This is a genomic window from Paenibacillus sp. p3-SID867 (genome assembly GCF_025142895.1).
GTDB lineage: Bacteria > Bacillota > Bacilli > Paenibacillales > Paenibacillaceae > Paenibacillus_AQ.
The window spans coordinates 571310-589462 of sequence record NZ_JAMBDM010000003.1 but is presented as its reverse complement, the minus strand read 5'-3'; the positions used below and the strand labels follow the sequence as shown (position 1 = coordinate 589462).

Sequence of the window (18153 nt, the reverse complement as noted above, 5' to 3'; positions counted from 1 at the left end):
TTAGTCGTTATTACTGCCTGCAGACATGCACACCTAAGGAACCCGGTCCATAACACGTTCCCTGATTTCCAGCTTTATCTCATAAGCCAATCATGATCCGGATCATTGCGGAATTTCCATATTCGCTTCGGCCCCGCCATGACGTTCAGATAGTACACATCATATCCGGGAGGCGCGGATACCGGATGGTAGCCCTCAGGCACCATAACGGCCTCGCCGTCTTTGACCGCCATCGTTTCGTCCAGCGAACGGTCATCGGTGTAGACCCGCTGAACGGCAAAACCGCATTCCGGCTGAACCCGGAAATAGTAGGTTTCCTCCAGCAGCGACTCCTCCGGCAGCTCGTCGCGGTCATGCTTGTGCGGCGGGTAGCTGGACCAGTTGCCCCCGTCCGTAAACACCTCGACCACCAATAGACTGTCCGCAGGCTTTTGCTCCGGCAAAATATTATGCACCAGACGCGACATGCTCCCGCTCCCGCGGTTCTCCACGCCGACCTCTTGCGGCGCGATGAGACGGGCCTGATGAGAGTCTTTCCCCGGGGCAAGGCACACCGCCAGTTCCATTTCAGTTAGTGCTGTGACCTCGAACTGTTTCTGTGAGGGCACATAAACCGTATAGGGAGGCGTCTTTTCAAACACGCTCATGCGTTTGCCAATGTTATGCCAGCTCTCTCCCCCGGCCCTCACGTCGGCTCGCCCGGTTAACAGAACAAGAGCCGCTTCCTGATCTCCCGTGACTCGTCTCAGCGTCTGTCCTTCCCGTAAACGGAATACTTCAAAGCCCACATATGTCCAGCCTGCGCTTTGCGGCGTTATGGATAGCACGCGCCCGTCCAGGTCCGGCGTCGTTAGGGGTACAATTAAGTTCGGCATGGTATTCCTCCTTTTTGTTTCTGACTCTGCAAATGATGAAGCTTCAACAGATAGCTCTCCCGTTTGAGTAAAATATTCCAGCGCTTGGGCGACAGCTTCTCATATATCGATTTCAAGCAGATACCGGAGGCTAGCGAACACAAACGATGATGTCTACTTGTTCAGCCAGCTTAGCCATCCTCTCGACATCCCGCTGCCAAATACAGCCCCTCCGGGTTTCGGGTTTAGCCTGCCGATATGCCGGCGGTGAGCTCGGCCAGCTTCACCGGGCGGCCCTGCTGGAGCGATCGCTTGGCTGCCAGGGCGATCAGCTCTGCCTGAAGGGCGTCATGGCCGCTGACTGGCACCGCGGTACCGTTATGCAAGCTATCGATAAATTGCCGCGTCTCGTTCATGTACGCTTCCTTGTACCGCTCCAGGAAGAAATACAGTGGTTTGTCGCGGGTAACGCCATCCGGACCGCTGACAACGGCGGTACTGGGATAGTCGTTGTCAGCGGAGACGCAGCCGCCGGAGCCGAACACCTCGATCCGCTGATCATAACCGTAGACGGCCTTGCGGCTGTTGTCGATGACGCCGAGCGCTCCGTTTTCAAACCGCAGCGTTGTAAGGGCGGTGTCGATGTCGCCCAGCTCTCCGATGGCAGGGTCCACGAGTACCGCTCCTTGGGCATACACTTCGACCACCTCGCTGCCCGATAAAAAACGGGCGATGTCGAAATCATGAATAGCCATATCCATAAACAGTCCGCCGGACACTTTAATGTAATCCGGATGCGGCGGGCTCGGATCACGCGAGGTAATCTTGATCAGATGCGTATCCCCGATTCTCCCTGCGGACACAATCTCCCGAACCCGGCTGAAGTTATGGTCAAACCGGCGGTTAAAGCCGATCTGCAGACTTACGCCTGCCGCTTCCACGGCCGCCAGCGCTTCACGGGTCTGATCCACGCTCATGCTGACCGGTTTTTCGCAGAAAATATGCTTGCCGTTCGCCGCGGCCTGCTTGATCAGCGGAACATGCGTATCCGTCGAAGAGCAGATCAGCACGGCATCGATATCCGGATGTTCCATGATATCGTTACTATTAGTCGTAACCATAGGAATGCCGCGTTCCGCGGCCCAGGCCCTTAACTCGTCGCCGGCGAACAAATCGCCGATGGCCGCAATTTTCGCACCAGGCATGCGAAGCAGATGATCCGCATGGATTTTGCCGATTCGTCCGGCACCGATAATGCCGATATTAATGGTTTTCATATGAACGTCTCCTCTGCTTAAAGGCTACCAGCGCGCTGTTACCATTTTTTTGCGAGTATAGAACTCCACGCCGTCCGTTCCATTCGCATGCAGATCCCCATAGAAAGAATTTTTCCAGCCGGAGAACGGAAAGAACGCCATCGGTGCTGGAACGCCGAGGTTGACGCCAAGCATGCCGGCATCGATATGCTCACGGAACTGGCGCACGTCGCTGCCATTCTGCGTGAACAGGCAGGCCCCGTTCGCAAAGTCCGAGCGGTTGGAAATTTCAATCGCTTCCTCCAGCGATTCCGCACGCATGACAGACAGCACGGGGGCAAAAATTTCGTCCTTCCAAATCCTCATCTCGCTGGTCACCTCATCAAAAATCGTCGGTCCGACAAAATATCCGTCCCCCCTCACGGCCTCATCGCTCCGTCCGTCGCGCACCAGCTTGGCGCCTTCTTGCTCGCCCGCCTCAATATAAGAGATCGTACGCTCCTTATGAGCTCGCCTGATAACCGGCCCGAGGAAAACGCCTTCGTCCGCTCCGTTGCCGATGATAATCTCATCGGCCGCCTGCTTCAGCTTCTCCAGCAGCGGCTCCGCCACGTCGCCCACGGCCACGACGACGGAGCAGGCCATGCAGCGCTCGCCGGCAGAACCGAAAGCCGCGCTGACGATCTGGGTCACGGCCCCATCCAAGTCGGCAGTCGGCATCACGATGCTGTGATTCTTCGCTCCGGCCAAAGCCTGCACACGCTTGCCGTGGGAAGAAGCGGTTTTGTACACATACTCTGCCACCGGCTGGGAGCCGACGAAGGACACAGCGGCAATGCCGGGATGTTCCAAGATGCCGTTGACTACATCATGAGCGCCGTGGACGATATTCAGAACGCCGTCCGGCAGACCGGCATCGGCGAACAGCTCCGCCAGACGCTGAGCCAAGAGCGGCGTGCGCTCCGAAGGCTTCAGCACGAACGCATTGCCGCAGGCGATGGCGAGCGGGAACATCCAGCACGGCACCATCATCGGGAAGTTGAACGGCGTGATACCCGCCACAACGCCGATCGGATACCGGTACATGCCGGACTCCAGGTTGGTGGCGATGTCGGGAAGCTGCCTGCCCATCATCAGCGTAGGCGCTCCGGCCGCAAACTCCACGCATTCGATGCCGCGCTGCACCTCGCCGTAGGCTTCGGCATAGCTTTTGCCGTTCTCCGCCGTAATCAGGCGTGCCAGATCTTCCCAGTGCTCTACCAGCAGCTGTTGATATTTGAACAGAATGCGAGCGCGGCGAGGAACAGCTGTCTTGGCCCAGGCACGTCCCGCTTTGGCGGCCGCCTGCACTGCCTGATCTACCTCCTCTTTGGTGGATAGAGGAACGTAAGCAAGGATCTCTTCCGTCGCCGGATTGTATACAGGATCGGTTGTTTCGGATCGGGATGGAACGAATTGTCCGCCGATATAATTGCTCAGGGTTTGCGTCATGGCTGGTTTGCCCCTTTCGATTGGATCAGTAAAATAGAACACAACGAAACATCAGTGATGACAGATCTCCAATATAGCCCCTGACCATGAACTCAACTCAGGAATTGGAGGTAATTTCGCCTCGCTTGCAGCGCTCGATATAATCGTGAACCGCCGCGCTCGTCGGCATCGCATCGGAGCAGCTGTGGCTGGAGATGACAATGCTTGCCGCTGCGCTGCCGAACTCCATGCAGCGCTCGATGGGCCAGCCCTGCATCAGGCCGTACAGAAAACCGGCGGCGTATGAATCTCCCGCTCCGAACGTCTTGATGACCTTCGCCGGAAAGCTTTGTGCCGTATGGCTGGCACCGACAGGGGTATACGCGATGGAACCTTCCTTGCCGTGCTTGATAATCACGATCTTGGCGTTGTAATCAAACCACTTGGCGGCCGTGATGCGGTCGCTTCGTTCCGGGTTGCCCCCGAACTGCTCCATCATGTCGAACTCCTCGCGCGTGCCGAGGATAATATCGCATGTTTCCGCTGCTAAATTGTAGTAGATCGCCGTCTCTTGCGGAGATTTCCAAGTGTACGGACGGTAATCGAGGTCAAACGCAATCACGGCCCCGTGGCGCTTGGCATAGTCCAGAGCCAGAAACACGGCTTCCCGGGAAGGACTGGCAGCGAGCGCGGTTCCGGAGATCAGCACCATTTTGGCGGAGGCGATCAGCTCTTCGTTCACGTCTCCTGTCTCCAGCAGCAAGTCCGCGGCGTTGTCGCGGTACATTAGAATGCTGCAGTCGGTCGGACTCTTGATCTCGGTAAAAGCCAGACCCGTCACGGCTCCCGTGTAGTCGGTGGACACGCCTTTAGTCGCAATTCCGTTATTCTCAAGGTATTTTGTAATAAAACGGCCCATCTGATCGTCCGCGACCTTGCCGATAAAGCCCGTCTTCAGCCCCAGACGTGCCATCCCGATACAAATGTTGGCGGGGGATCCGCCCACGTACTTGGTAAACGTGCTCGTTTCCTCCATCGGCCGGTTAATTTCATTGGCGTTCAGGTCGATGCAGAGCCTCCCTACAGCCACGAAATCCACCGGTTTTTCGTTATTGAACGTGATTTCACTCATGGATTAACCTCCTTCTCCTTGATCAGTTCGGCCCAAGCTGCGAGCACCAAGAAACGCATGGCCCCCACTCTCCAATGGCCGTAATCACCTGCAGTTCTTTATCTTTTGACACCTGATCACTCTTGGCCATCAAAGCCCGAATGAGAGCTACTGGCTGTCTGCTATGCATGCTGTATCTATGTTCTCGAGCTATGTCGAATCGCCATGAGCCTGGTTTCAACGAGCATGCCGCTTAAACTTCAGCCCTATAGTTTCTGCTGGCCTTCCAGCCGTTCCAGGTATTCGATGGCCTGCTGAGCGTACTCCTTGGCAGGATGCAGCGCAGGGTCCTGTTCACCCTCCAGCATCGCCCAACCGTCATAGCCGCGCTTGACGAGCTCGCCGATAATCGGCGCAAAGTCAATGCAGCCGTCTCCTGGAACCGTGAACACGCCTCTGCGAATACAGCTCACAAAATCGCACCGAGCCTGTCGTGCCTGCTCCAAAACATCAAGTCGGACATCCTTCAGATGGATGTACGCGATCCGCTCATAATGCATACGGAGCAGTTCAAGCGGATCTGCTCCCCCGTAATAGGCATGACCGGTATCGTACAGGAGAAACACCAGCGAAGGATCGGTCATGGCCATCAGGCGGTCGATTTCGTCCGGCTGCTCCACGACCGTGCCGCCATGGTGATGGTAAGCCAGCTTCATGCCATAACTCGCCGCAATCTCGCCAGCCTGGTTCAGTCCTTCCGCCAGGCTTTCCCATCCGGCGTCATCCAGACGGAGAACGATATTCTCATTCGGCGTCCGTCGGGGATCGAAGTGAAGTGATCCCCCTACCTCCGCCGTGCTGATGACTTTGCTGCCGAACCCGGCCAGAAACTCCGCGTGCCGCCGGTAATCCTCCAGCTCCTGCTTCCGGTAATCGGGATCAGAGAACAGCACCGACTTCCACTGGGAAACCAGCTGAATGCCGCGCGCATCCAGCTCCCTTTTCAGTACCGTCCGATCCTTGGGGAATTTTCTTCCCATCTCCGTACCAGTCAGTCCCAAAGCCGCAATATCATCTACAATCATCTCAAAGGTCGTGTCGTCCCCATGCTCCCTTACATCCTCGCCGACCCAGTTGATGGGGTGGATCCCCAGCTTGAACAGCCTGTTGCTCATAACCAGCGCCTCCTTTGTGTGGTTTAGTAGAGTCTTGCTTCCTTGCTTCGGGCAGCCATCTGGCGCTGCGCTTCGGTTACCTTGCTTGAGGCCGACACCTCCGGCACCTCTACGCGCCACCAGGACTCATAACCATCGGTGTTCGTCCCCGGAACGACCGGAATCTCGATCAGCGTCGTAACGGTTTCCTTCTGCGCCAGCAGCAGCGCTTCATGCAGTGCTTCCGGCGAGTTGGCCCTGTAAGCTTTAGCGCCAAGTGCACGAGCGTGTGCCGCGAAATCAATCGGGAGGTACTCTCCGGTTAAACGGCCAGTCCCCACTTCGCGGCGTCGGAACTCATTGCCAAACCCGTCGCTGCCGTTGCTCCGCTGCAGATTATGAATACACTGGAATCCATGGTTGTCGAACAGCAATATCGTAATCTTACGGCCTTCCTGCAAGCTGGTGATCAGCTCCGAGTGCATCATCAGGTAACTGCCGTCGCCGACCAGCGCATAGACTTCACGGTCCGGTTCCGCGAGAGCGGCTCCCAAGGCGCCGCTCACCTCATACCCCATGCAGGAGAAGCCATACTCCATGTGGTACGTCTTCGGTTCGGAAGGTCTCCATAACCGGTGCAAGTCTCCCGGCAGGCTGCCTGCGGCACAAACGATGATGGAAGATGGGGAGATGACCTCATTGATGACGCCAAGAGCTCTCGTCTGAGACAAGCCGTCTGGATGCTCGGCAGCGTACAAGCGGTCCACCTCGCAGTCCCACTCTGCTTTCAAACCGGCAAGCTCTCGATCTTCATAGCCCGCTTGATAGCCATCCCGAGACAGCTCCTGGTGCAGCGCTTTCAACCCTTCCTTCGCGTCGGCAATCAGCGCTTCGCCGCCGAGCTTGACCCCGTCGGCACCGTTGACATTCAGGTTCAGGAACGATACATCCTCCCTTTGAAACGCCCATTTGGAGGACGTTGTAAAGTCCGAATATCGGGTGCCGATACCGATAATCAGATCGGCTTTAGCGGCAGCGCGATTTGCCGCCAACGAGCCCGTTACGCCCATGGCGCCCAGGTTCAGGGGGTGATTCCAGGGAAGCGAACTTTTGCCGGCCTGCGTTTCTGCGACCGGGATGCCGAAAGCTTCCGCAAATGCTGCCAGGTCGGCGGCTGCATCGCTGTAGTGCACGCCTCCTCCGGCAATGATGAGCGGACGCTTGCTGCCTGCAATCCGTGCCGCCGCAAGCTTCAGTCGCTCCGCCGACGGCGGGCGGCGGTCGATGACGTGTACCGTTTTCTCAAACAGCGAATCCGGATAATCGTACGCCTCAGCCTGCACGTCCTGAGGCAGCGCGAGCGTAACCGCTCCCGTCTCCGCCGGATCAGTCAGCACACGGATCGCCTGACGGGCGGCTCCGATAAGCTGCTCCGGCCGGGATATCCGATCCCAATACCGGCTTACCGGCTTGAAAGCATCTGCGGCCGATACCGTATAATCCGACGGGGCCTCTATCTGCTGCAGCACCGGATCTGGCTGGCGGCAGGCGAAGTTGTCACCAGGCAGCAGCAGCACCGGGATGCGATTCACCGTTGCCGTAGCAGCCGCAGTGACCATATTGAGCGCACCGGGTCCGATGGACGAGGTGCAGGCCCAAATCTGCCGCCGGTTCTTTTGCTTCGCGTATGCCGCAGCGGTATGCACCATGCCCTGCTCATTTTTGCCTTGAACATAAACCAGGTCACCTCCGCTTCGTTCCAAGGCCTCGCCAAGACCGGTTACATTGCCGTGTCCGAATATTCCCATTACCCCATGCACGAATTTCGTCTCCACTCCATCGACGGAAACGTACTGTGCATCCAAAAACTTCAACAGCGCCTGTGCCATCGTTAATCGTGTCGTCGTCAACCGGTTCATCTCCTTTTCAACTTTTCATCTTCATTGCAGCCTAAGAAAGAAACATTATGTGAATTAAGCGCTTAACCTATTAGATCTATGCGCCTAACCAACTAAGGGTTAAGCGCTTTAAAGAAAGTGTATGCCTTACTTGCCGCCCAGCATGCCTTTCAATTTTATGATTTCTGCGCCCGCCAGCATCATGATGCCGGTCCCGTGATTGTCATTCACTACGGTGAGCAGGTCATGCTTGTAATAATCCCCGGTAAAGGAATAACGGGACCCGCTGCATACCCCGTGCACGCTGCCGCGGCGATCGATGGCTTTTCCGGTCAGCCCCTGCCATGCCCGAATGGCAGCATCGGCGAACGGTGCGGGATTCTCCAGCCAGTCGAACCGCACGCCTCTGGCAAAGGCATAGGCAAACATGGCTGTACAGGATGCTTCCTCATATGCTTCCGGATCGGTAATGACTTGTCTCCAGAACCCTGACTCTCCCTGGTAGGAAGCGATCCCGGCACACAGCTCACGGAAAAATTCAAGCAGGGCCGGTCGGTCCTTATGCTCCCCCGGCAGGCGTTCAAGCAGCTCGGACAATGAGAACAGGCTCCAGCCGTTTCCACGCCCCCAAGGAATTCGGGTGGCCTTCCCGTATTTGAAGTCAAACACGTGGCTCATCACGCCTTCCACAGGCATAAACAGATACTCCCGATACCTCAAAAACTGATGGGCCGCGTCATCCAGATAAGAGAAATCGCCTGTAATCTCGGCATACCGCGACAAGAAAGGCGTGCTCATGTACAGATCATCCGCCCACATCGTATCCGCAGAGTACTCCGAAATGCAGAGACGGTAGAATGCGCCGTCTTCCCGACGTTCCAGGCGGTTCGTCATAAAGTCCGCAATCATTTCTGCCACATTCAAATAGTCCGGATTACCGCTTTCCGTGTAAGCTTCCAGCATCGCAGAGCCGAAGGAACCACAGTTGTCCAGCATTTTGATCAGCACTAACTGATGGTTAATCGACGGAAATCCATACGTATCCCGATCCCAAACGGCGTATTCATACCATGAAGTACAGATGTCGATGTGCGCGCGAGCATATTCCGCAATATCCGGCCGCTTCAGTATTCGCGACGTCTGAAGCAGGCCGTACATCGTCACCCCAAGCGGATAGTCCCAGCGCCCGAAATTGGTGGCAGAACCTGAGGTCCATTTGTTGCTCAGCATCGCGTTCTCATAGAACGGCCTGACCCGGCGGCCCGGAGCATCCATGGACCAGCCGGTCAAACCGCCGCTATCCGCGCGCGGGAACAGCCGTCGGACCGAACACACCTCTTCCTGTATTTCCTTCTTCTCTTCAGCCAGAGGCCCGGCAAATAGCCACGGAGAGGGTGCGCCCTTGACCGGAATCGGAAGCACAAAGTCCAGCTCTTTCTCTGAACTATAAGCCTTAAGCTCAAATCCCCATCCGGATGGCCCGCTAGCGCAGTGTACGAGAAGATCCCCTCGGCAGACCTCAGCAGGAAGCTCGCAGCCAATATCGCCGCACTCTTGAGTATCCATCACAGGTTTCCCGCCGATCCATACTTCCGTCCGCCCCAAAGCGCGGCCTCTAAGCACAACATAGTCAACGCCTGCCGGCACATGCAATCGGCTCCAGGCATAACCCGATACCGGGAGCTCCGGCAAGCCAAACATTCGCTCAAAATTCGGCTTCTCCGCTTCTTCCTCGCTCCAGCCTGTGACCGGGAGCCAGCTAACACCGGTCTCGCCTTCGGTTCCGTGCGCATTTGGGAAGATGCCGCTTTCTCCGAACATGCCGGCGGTCAACGGCCCGGCATACGCCCAACCGGCAGCTTCCTCCCGATCAGCAAACGGGGATAACACCTGCAGAACTCTGACCTTGCCCTCCTGGGCGCCAATTCGGCAGCCGAAGCCAGCTTCGGTCCTGCGCGCCTCAATCAGCAGCGTATTCCAGCCGGGTTTCAGAACCAGAGGAACAACGATCTTTGCATCCGGCTTCATCTCGTCCTCTGCTCCCGAACGGTACATCAGCTGATCGTTCAGATAGAACCGTACGGGGCTGAACGGCATGATCCCGGCGTCAAGCGAACGCTCATCGTCGCTCCAGACCAAGCCAAGCGCATAGGCGGCGTCCCCCGGCTTCGCATCCCGGAACCGGTCGCCGAAGTTGAAATGATAGAACCCTTCCTCGGTCTGAAGAATACCTGTTTCAGCGAACGAGCGCAGCGAGAACGGAATTTCCGGGTTCGCTCCGATGTAGCGGTCGGCAATGGTCTTCAGCACTCCGGCATCATCATCGCCCAACCAAAACCGGATGCTCTCGCGAGCTTCGATATAGCTTGTCATAAAGCTCCACTTCCTTCCGTTTGAGCTTGCTCTGCGGGAGAAAGCTTGATGTGAATCTCCTTCTCGAACGGAGTTACCACGTTCAGCAGCAGCGTTCGACACCCAAGCGGATAATCCGCTTCCCGGACACCCGCCGCTGTGTGCTGAAATTCGCCGCCGCTAATTTCTATCCACTCGCCGTCCATCTCGTAGCGAATGCTCCCTTCCATCCAGAACTGGGCATCCACGCCGGCGGGAGCAAGCTCTCCACCGCTAAGGGCTCCAGCTGCCGGAAATATGAGCGAGATCTGCGATACGACTTCCTCCGGCTCCGTCGAGGAAATGACCAGCTTCCAGCCATCAACGGTTTCCAGCACGTCTACCCCCACCTTATGCTGCTGCACATGCGTCTGGGGACGGCGGTGATGCGGCAGCAGATACCAAGGGCTGATGTCTGCCTTGGTGCTTGCAGGCAGATCGGCTTTCGGCACCGGCCCGTTGTAGCCCTTCTCCTGTACGCCGGATAGCCGATATCCATCCTCCAGCGTCGCCATCCGGCTCATCTTGACAAAGCCGGGGTCGAAGTAGGAGGCGAACTGCACGCCCAACAAACGAGCCGCTCCATGACGAATAGAAAAGAAGGAGGACATTTCCGTGCTGACGGTCACGCTGGTATGTCCTTCACGGATTCGGGCGACCGGAGCGCCAAAATCCGTATGCATCCGGCTGTAACGGATGACACCGTGATGACCGGCACCTGCAAACCCGGACAGGTAGCGCTCCCTTGGAAATTCTCCGTTCAGCACGACGCGGTAATGCTCCGGCATCGGCGTTGACTCCGCACCCTGGCGCTTTAGCCCCGGATCCAAGAGCAGTCGAACGGCTGCGTTGGTCGGTGCTCCGCCGGGATGCTTCAGCAGAGACAGCGACTGTTCCGCCATCCCCTGAAAGACCGGATCACGGTCCACCGAGGCCATCATTAGACAAGGCAGAAAATATCCCGACATATCGAAGCTTTGACCATAATCCTGTCGCCCGGAATACTCGGTGACAATCTCCCCGTCCGGGTGAACCAGATAGGACATCATCTTCAAATTGGCACGGACCGAGACCAGAAGCTCCGGACGCTTCAGCAACCTGGCCGCATGAATCAGCATGACGTCGCTGACGACGTTGTAGATCCCGTTGCTGCGCTCGGTCCACTCCCCGTCCGCCGTGGCGTCCATGCCTTCGGCGAGCCACTCCTCCGCCCGCTTCAAGGCATCGTGCGAATCAAACAACTCATTCAAGAACCCCAGAGCCGCGCAGATCACCCACCGATGGTTCGGCGTATGGCAGCCTCCGGTGATCAGGGCGGGTAGGGTGCGTTCCAGAAACAGCAGCATATCCGCCGCTGCTCCCTTCAGCTCTTCCCAACCGTCGGCCAGAAGCAGCTGCGCTGCTTGCGCGTAACCAACCACGACGAAGGCTGTATCCGGAGGGGAATGAAAGTTCGTCCAGCCCGGCGAGATCGTACCGTCGCTATGCTGACTCTCCAGCATATAACGCGCCGCAAGCGTTAATCTGTTCGCCAGCTCCCTGCTGTGGTAAAACTCGGATGCCGGATTGCAAAGCGCGGCGGCCCAGATCGCCATGGCAGTCGGTGTCCCGCTGTTATGGTTGGGTGAAGGCAAACCGTTCTCCAAGGTGCGAACCCCGCCATACCAGCGATGTGCCCGCTCCATAATCTGGCGGTCCATCCCCTCCCGAACCCAGCCGTCATTGACTTCAAAAACTCTGTTATACATATACGATCCTCCTGATATCCGTCGTCCTTAACCCTTCACGGCTCCCAGCATCACGCCGCTGACGAAGTAACGCTGCAGCCATGGGTACACGATTAGAATCGGTACCGTGGCAAATACGACGCTGGCTGCTTTCAAGCTTTCCGTGGTTGTTCTGACACCCGCTGCAGGTCCCTCGTTACGGGTCAGATCCGTTATCATATTATTCTGTACCAATTGATACAACTTCAGTTGAAGCGGATACAGCTCTTCGCTTGTAATGTACAGCAGCGTGTCCTGAAATCCGTTCCAGCGCCCGACCGCATAGAACAGGCTTAGCGTTGCTATGACCGGCAATGACAGCGGCAGTATAATCCGAAGCATCGTTCCGATCTGGCTTGTGCCGTCAATCTCGGCCGCTTCCTCAAGACTTTCCGGAATTCCGTTAAAGAAGGAGATCAGGATAATCAGATAGAACGGGCTGATCAGTCCCGGAAGAACCAGGGCCCATATCGTATCCAGCAAATTCAGATCTTTCACGAGAATGTATTCCGGTATAATGCCCCCGCTGAAGAACATGGTCACAATGATGATAAACATGAAGATTTTGCGGCCTTTGAGCTTCTTTTTTGTCAGCGGATAAGCGGCAATCATCGTCATGATCATGCACAGCACTGTCGTCAGCAATGTGAGCATGACCGTAAAGCCGAGAGACCGGATCATGCTGGAATCCGAGAATACGGATTTATAAGCCTGAAGGCTGAACTCTACCGGAAACAAAGTCACGTCACCTGACGTTACCGCACGATTTGAGCTGAAGGAGATGGCGATAATATGGAAAAAGGGTGCCAGGCAAATAAGAACAAAAAGTGCAAGCAGGATGATGTTTACTGTATCAAAAACGCGGTTCGACACACGCTCGCTCATGAGTGATACTCCTTTCTGCAATAACGTTAAATGATGGACTCGTCCGTCAGTTTTTTGGATGCATAGTTGGCGCCAAGGATAAAGATCAAGCCAACGACAGCCTGGAACAGGCCGACCACCGTTGCCAGCGTATACTGTCCGGATTCCAAACCGGTCCGGTACACATAGGTACTCAGCACGTCGGAGTAATCCATGACCGCTTTATTACCGATGACAAACGGACGGTCAAAACCGATCGAGATCATATTCCCGAGATTGATGATGAGGAGCGTTACAATCGTCGTCTTCAAGCCCGGCAGCGTGATATACCAGATTCGTTTGAACCTGCCTGCCCCGTCCACTTCCGCCGCTTCAAACAGCTCCTTGTTGATCCCGGTTAAGGCAGCCAGATAGAGGATGGTTCCCCAGCCTGCGCTCTGCCATACACCCGTCGCCAGGTAGGTGATGAGCCATGTATTTTTTTCGGTTAGAAAAGGCACCGAATCAAAGCCGAGCGCCATCAGCATATTGTTGATCATGCCGGATTGCGTGCCAAACACCTGGTATACAATGCCGCCTATAATAACCCATGAAATAAAATGGGGAATATACAATATTGTTTGGGATAAACGTTTGAACCATCGGATTCGGAGTTCATGCAGCATAATGGCCAGAATCAACGGGGCCGGAAATGAAACCAAGAGGTCCAGCAGATTGAGCATCAGTGTGTTGCGCAGTGTTTTATAAAAGTCCTGTGTCTGGAAGACTTCTCGGAAGGCATCCAGTCCAATCCATTCGCTTCCGGTGATGCCCTGGAAGAAATTAAAATCCTTAAAAGCAATCTGAACGCCCCACATCGGGCCGTATTTGAAAATGATAAAGTAAACCAAAGGCAGAACAAGCAGTGCATATAATTGCCAGTACCGGCGCAGGTAAACGGTTCCTCTCATCTGAATCATCCTCTCCTTGCTCATGACGCCGGGAGCGAAGGGACGGCCTCTTTTATATAGCCGTCCTTTCCCTTGTCCCGCTGCGGATTATCTTTATTTGGATTGCATCTCCTGATAAACCTTGGTCCGCTCATCAAGAATCGCCTGTCCGCCGCTCACCATGTAATCCTTCATGGTAGCTTCGAACGTTTTCTCGAAGTCTTCCGGTTTGGCCATCGCCGTCTTTACGATCATCTCTTCGTATTTGGCTTGGAGGTTCGTGCCGTATTTCGCTTCGGCTTCGATCGGTCGGTCAAAGTTGACCGGCTTAAACGTATCCGTTGCCGCTATTTCGACGGCCTTGCGGTGCAGCTCCTGGAACTTCTCCGGGAAGTTGGTCGTCAGCTTCTCCCGGTTCTGTGCCTCGTCACCAACAAAGTTACCGTTAGCGATAATGGCAATGTCGCCGGAGTTGTAAAGGCGATCAATCACATCTTGAGGAGCGTCGGTCTTCATAACAGGAATGCCGTCCACCATTTCATAGTTTTCGCCTTCCACGCCATTTTGCAGAGCCAGCAGATTGGCAGGATCGGCCATCCAATTCAGGTATTTAATCGCTTCCACAGCATGGCTGCTTGTTTTCGGAATCATGATATACATGCCGTTTGGCGCATATTCAGGCTTTGCGCGCTTGCCTTCGGAGTTGGTGAATGGATCGATCGGTTCCAGTTTGGCATCCGGCTGGTTTTTCAGCAGCGTATCATAGGTGCCGTCCGCATAGTACAAGTTCGGATAATCCTCTGTCAGGAAGCCAGTGAGGCCATTCGTTACATCCTGGGTCAACTGCTTCTTGTCTTCATCCAAACTGAAGTCACGGCTGATCAGCCCCTCATTGTACAGCTTGTTGAAGAATTGAAGCGCATCCTTGAAGCCCGGAAGCAGGGTCGGGTAGTCATTGGCTCCGAGCTTTTGGAGCTGCGTGTACTTCTGTTCTTCCGTGGTCGGCTGGATAAAGGACCAGATTAACGGATCGTATTGAGCCGGTTCGATTGTCATGCCGAAAGGAATGACCTTTCCGCCGGTTTGGCCCGGATCCTGTTCTTTAAAAGCTTTCAAGACCTCGTACAGCTCATCCGTGGTTTGTGGCACATCCATGCCGAGCTTCTCTAACCAATCGGTACGGATAAAGGAAGAATACTTACCCAGGAAAGCCCGCTTTCCAGGAACGGCAAACTGTTTGCCCATGTACTGGCCGTAACTCATCGCGTCCTCATCGAGGAATTCTTTCAGGTTCGGACCGTGCTCGTTGATCAGATCGGTCAGTTCCGTCAGTCCGCCCTGCTCCGCGTAGCGATTGAAGGTGGGGGTATCGTACGTAAAAACGATATCCGGCACGTTGCCGCCGCTGGCCATCAGAACGTTGAGCTTCTTGATTTCCTCCGAACGGGGTACCGGTACAAATTCCAACTTAATGTTATTAGGAGTTCCAAAGTTGTCCTGGATGTATCTCGTTAGGTAGCTGTCGGTTATGGTGTATGGCTTCGGTGTATTGCCGCGATCAAAAATTTCGACCTTCAGCGTGACCTGCTTACCATCCTTAGAGCCGGAATCTCCGCTTCCGCCTGAGGTATTGGTGCTGCTGCCCGAGTCTGATGAACACCCGGATAATACGACCGTTCCGGCCAACAGCATGACGAGCGAGAGCTTTGCGAGCTTGCCCCATTTTTTTTTGCTTGCCGCCATAGTTACATCCCCTTTTCTTATTTTGATAATTGCCCTACCGTTCACGCCGTTCTTTTAATTGAATATATCCTGCGGATACATCCCTGCGCTGCTTTGGGATCCATTCATGTAAGCGCTTAACCCGTCGGGTGTCCTCAGTATGCCTCAGAGGCCCGGGTATGACAATAAACCAAATTCCAAACCCCAGAATGCGCATGGTTACACGGTTTCTCGGTTTAGCAATGACTATTTTCGCATCATAAACCGTTTTCACAAGATCGCCTTAAACCTTGCTGCATCCACGGTTTGTTCCTTATGTTGAACGTCCCGCTAAATGAAGCCCCAGGCTTGAAATTTGCCGTGCATATGCAAAAATACGAAACGGGTGCTGCTCCCAATCGGAAACTTCTGCACCCGCTTCTTGATAAACTATAGTCATAAACTGCTTTCGCAATCCAAGCCGCTCGTTTATGATCCCGGCTCCATACCAGGAGACGGCTTCATCTTCAGCTTGCGGTAATCTCCCGGCGTCACACCGGCCGTCCGTTTAAACACCCGCCCGAACGTAATGGCGTTTGCATACCCGATTTTCTCGGCAATTTCCTGTATGGAGAATTCGGTCTCCGCCAGCAGCTCCTCCGCCCGCTTCATCCGCAGTTGAACCAGGAAATCAACGAACTTCATATCGTATTCCATCTTAAACAGATAGCTTGCGTATTTCCCTGAAATCTGAAAACGGTCGCTAAGATGCTTCAGGGACAAATCCGGATCTTCAAAATGCTCTTCGATATAGTGCTTCATCTCGCTGATCATCGCCCGGTAGCTTTTGGTTTCACTGAGCGCAACGTAAGTACGGTAAGTTTCCGTTAACTGATCGCTGATCCTGCCCTGCAGCTCCTCCAGGGTCGCTGCTCCCGCCAGCATATGGTCCTTGCTCTCCGAAAGCTGGTTCCGCAGCTCGCCGGATAACACCCCAACCTCCCGGGACAGCAGCTGTAGCATGCTGTTGACCAAAGAACGGATGATATCATCCTTCAGCCGCTCCTCCTTGAACGAAACGAACATATCCTGCAGACGGGTTCTCCAGCCATCGTTATTTAATCGAAAGTCCTTGACCAGCTCCGAAATTTCCGTCAGATAAGGAAGCAGGTGGCTTAAATCCTCCTTGGACAGCTCATCGCCAACCAAGACACCATGATCCCCCATTACCAGTCTATGGCCGAGCGCCTCCGAGGCGGAGCGGTACGAGGCCCCGATCTCGTGAAGCCCGGTGACCGTACTGCCCAGCCCGAAGCTCAAAGGCAGGCGAAGCTTTTCCTCAACCCAGCCGCGGCATTCCTCGGCAGCATGGATCAGGGCCGGACGAGTCTCGTCTTTTACCTCCGGTAGCGCGATCAGAATACCGACGCGGCTGCCGGAGATCCATTCGAGCCAGCTGTTGAAGCCGGCATTGCGTGAAAGCTCCTGGAACACGTTCATCAAGGCAAACTTCAACACGTTCTGGTCCCGAGCGGTATGAACATCCTGAAAGCCGCTGTAGTCATTGATTTCACCGAGCATCATAACATAGCCAACCGGTTGTTCCGGCAGGGCCATTGGGGTCAGCTCGCTCATCCGCGATTGCAGCTCCTCCTCGTGCTTCTGCCCGCCGATCAGGTCCATAAACAGCTGACTGCGCTGAAGCTGGAGATTCTCGTCCTGCTTTTTGTCATAATCCATGGACCTGTTGATCAGGCTTTCAAGCGCGCTGTCGATCACGGATAATTCATCCTTGGCCGCCTGCGGCATGTTCAGCTGAATGGATTCTATGCGGTTCATCATGGCTTTGATCGGCTGATAATTCCGCCTGCTAATATAAACGATGTAAATAACGGCAAGCACCACGGTCACGAACCCGATGACGACCCAGATATAGGATACGACCGACACCCAGGCATAGAGCTGGCCCGCACGGAGGCCGCTTTCAAAAGTCCAACCCAGCTGTTCCGATTGCAGCATTGTCAGCACCTTGCCTTCTTTGGCCCGGTTATCCTCTCCTGTCTGGGATGCTTCGAAGATCAGCTCCCCGCTGGAATCCAGAATATTCAAAAAGGAAACGCTGTCATTTGTCATCGGATTGATCATCTGCTCCAACCGATACATGCTGACGTTTATCACCAGCAGCCCCTGGCTTCCGAAGGGGAGCGGCAAATTTTTGTACATGGAGATGACCTGCTTCGGTTCGTTCTCCCCGAGACCCGTCATGGAGCGTACGGCCGACCAGCCCCGATAATCGTGCTCCTTCACGGCGTGCTCGATAAATGAACGGTCCGGAAAAGACGAGAGGGAGCTCTGCCCGCTGGTGGTCAGCACGGACTGATCCGAATGACGGTACAAATAGACCGATTCAATCATGTCGTTGTCCGTTTGCAGCACGCGAAGTCGTTTCACCAGCGAGTACATCAGATTTTGGTCGGATGACGGGGTACTGAACAGATAGCTTGAGTATAGGGAACTCGTCTCCACTTCGTTCAGCACGTTCATCTCAATGGCATGGATGGAGCGGTCGAGGTCTTCCATAATAAATCTCGTGGATATCCCGTTCGCCTTGGCCGCTTCTTCGCGTGAAGCCTCATTAAACATAATGAAAGAAAGAAATACGATAATGGTAATAGTGATAAGGAAAATGGGAAAATAGGAAAGAAGCAGCTTGCGATACCAGTTTTGCTGCAAAGAGGTCATTCCTTTCTCTTCCAAGT

General features: G+C 55.0%; 12 protein-coding genes. All 12 read right to left on the bottom strand.

From position 1 onward, the window contains the following. Positions 1–74: 74 nt before the first annotated feature. Positions 75–875, bottom strand: coding sequence for a 5-deoxy-glucuronate isomerase (gene iolB / locus M4D81_RS08885; protein ID WP_260065695.1), 801 nt, complete (start codon positions 873–875; stop codon positions 75–77). Positions 876–1099: 224 nt separating this feature from the next. Beyond that, the gene (iolG, locus tag M4D81_RS08880; protein ID WP_260065693.1) at positions 1100–2131 is read right to left on the bottom strand and encodes an inositol 2-dehydrogenase; all 1032 of its coding nucleotides are present in this window, start codon (positions 2129–2131) and stop codon (positions 1100–1102) included. A gap of 24 nt (positions 2132–2155) precedes the next feature. Then, on the bottom strand, positions 2156–3601 hold the full coding sequence (locus M4D81_RS08875) for a CoA-acylating methylmalonate-semialdehyde dehydrogenase (protein WP_260065692.1): 1446 nt from the start codon (positions 3599–3601) through the stop codon (positions 2156–2158). A gap of 97 nt (positions 3602–3698) precedes the next feature. Next, positions 3699–4712 carry a 5-dehydro-2-deoxygluconokinase gene (gene iolC, locus M4D81_RS08870; protein WP_260065691.1) on the bottom strand — a complete coding sequence of 338 codons (1014 nt, stop codon included), beginning with the start codon at positions 4710–4712 and terminating at the stop codon, positions 3699–3701. A 245-nt stretch (positions 4713–4957) separates the two neighbouring features. Further along, positions 4958–5866, bottom strand: a complete 909-nt coding sequence (gene iolE / locus M4D81_RS08865; protein WP_260065690.1) for a myo-inosose-2 dehydratase — start codon at positions 5864–5866, stop codon at positions 4958–4960. A 23-nt stretch (positions 5867–5889) separates the two neighbouring features. Next, positions 5890–7755, bottom strand: a complete 1866-nt coding sequence (iolD, locus tag M4D81_RS08860; RefSeq protein ID WP_260065688.1) for a 3D-(3,5/4)-trihydroxycyclohexane-1,2-dione acylhydrolase (decyclizing) — start codon at positions 7753–7755, stop codon at positions 5890–5892. A 135-nt stretch (positions 7756–7890) separates the two neighbouring features. Further along, entirely contained in the window at positions 7891–10116 is a 2226-nt protein-coding gene (locus M4D81_RS08855) for a glycoside hydrolase family 88/105 protein (RefSeq protein WP_260065686.1), read from the bottom strand. Next, on the bottom strand, positions 10113–11882 hold the full coding sequence (locus M4D81_RS08850; protein ID WP_260065684.1) for a hypothetical protein: 1770 nt from the start codon (positions 11880–11882) through the stop codon (positions 10113–10115). The genes M4D81_RS08855 and M4D81_RS08850 overlap by 4 nt, the downstream gene beginning before the upstream one ends. 27 nt (positions 11883–11909) lie before the next feature. After that, entirely contained in the window at positions 11910–12785 is an 876-nt protein-coding gene (locus M4D81_RS08845) for a carbohydrate ABC transporter permease (protein ID WP_260065682.1), read from the bottom strand. Between the two features lie 26 nt (positions 12786–12811). Next, entirely contained in the window at positions 12812–13714 is a 903-nt protein-coding gene (locus tag M4D81_RS08840) for an ABC transporter permease (RefSeq protein WP_071218553.1), read from the bottom strand. A 93-nt stretch (positions 13715–13807) separates the two neighbouring features. After that, complete coding sequence (locus tag M4D81_RS08835) at positions 13808–15436, bottom strand: extracellular solute-binding protein (protein ID WP_260065681.1); 1629 nt, start codon at positions 15434–15436, stop codon at positions 13808–13810. 447 nt (positions 15437–15883) lie between these two features. Continuing rightward, positions 15884–18136, bottom strand: coding sequence for a helix-turn-helix domain-containing protein (locus M4D81_RS08830; protein WP_260065680.1), 2253 nt, complete (start codon positions 18134–18136; stop codon positions 15884–15886). Between the last annotated feature and the right edge of the window lie 17 nt (positions 18137–18153).

What these genes read in the sequence shown, in the direction of transcription:
- iolC (WP_260065691.1), bottom strand. Translation starts at nt 4,712, where the DNA reads ATGAGTGAAATCACGTTCAATAACGAAAAACCGGTGGATTTCGTGGCT.
- M4D81_RS08835 (WP_260065681.1), bottom strand. Translation starts at nt 15,436, where the DNA reads ATGGCGGCAAGCAAAAAAAAATGGGGCAAGCTCGCAAAGCTCTCGCTC.
- iolE (WP_260065690.1), bottom strand. Translation starts at nt 5,866, where the DNA reads ATGAGCAACAGGCTGTTCAAGCTGGGGATCCACCCCATCAACTGGGTC.
- M4D81_RS08855 (WP_260065686.1), bottom strand. Translation starts at nt 10,116, where the DNA reads ATGACAAGCTATATCGAAGCTCGCGAGAGCATCCGGTTTTGGTTGGGC.
- iolB (WP_260065695.1), bottom strand. Translation starts at nt 875, where the DNA reads ATGCCGAACTTAATTGTACCCCTAACGACGCCGGACCTGGACGGGCGC.
- M4D81_RS08875 (WP_260065692.1), bottom strand. Translation starts at nt 3,601, where the DNA reads ATGACGCAAACCCTGAGCAATTATATCGGCGGACAATTCGTTCCATCC.
- M4D81_RS08845 (WP_260065682.1), bottom strand. Translation starts at nt 12,785, where the DNA reads ATGAGCGAGCGTGTGTCGAACCGCGTTTTTGATACAGTAAACATCATC.
- M4D81_RS08840 (WP_071218553.1), bottom strand. Translation starts at nt 13,714, where the DNA reads ATGAGAGGAACCGTTTACCTGCGCCGGTACTGGCAATTATATGCACTG.
- iolG (WP_260065693.1), bottom strand. Translation starts at nt 2,131, where the DNA reads ATGAAAACCATTAATATCGGCATTATCGGTGCCGGACGAATCGGCAAA.
- M4D81_RS08850 (WP_260065684.1), bottom strand. Translation starts at nt 11,882, where the DNA reads ATGTATAACAGAGTTTTTGAAGTCAATGACGGCTGGGTTCGGGAGGGG.
- M4D81_RS08830 (WP_260065680.1), bottom strand. Translation starts at nt 18,136, where the DNA reads ATGACCTCTTTGCAGCAAAACTGGTATCGCAAGCTGCTTCTTTCCTAT.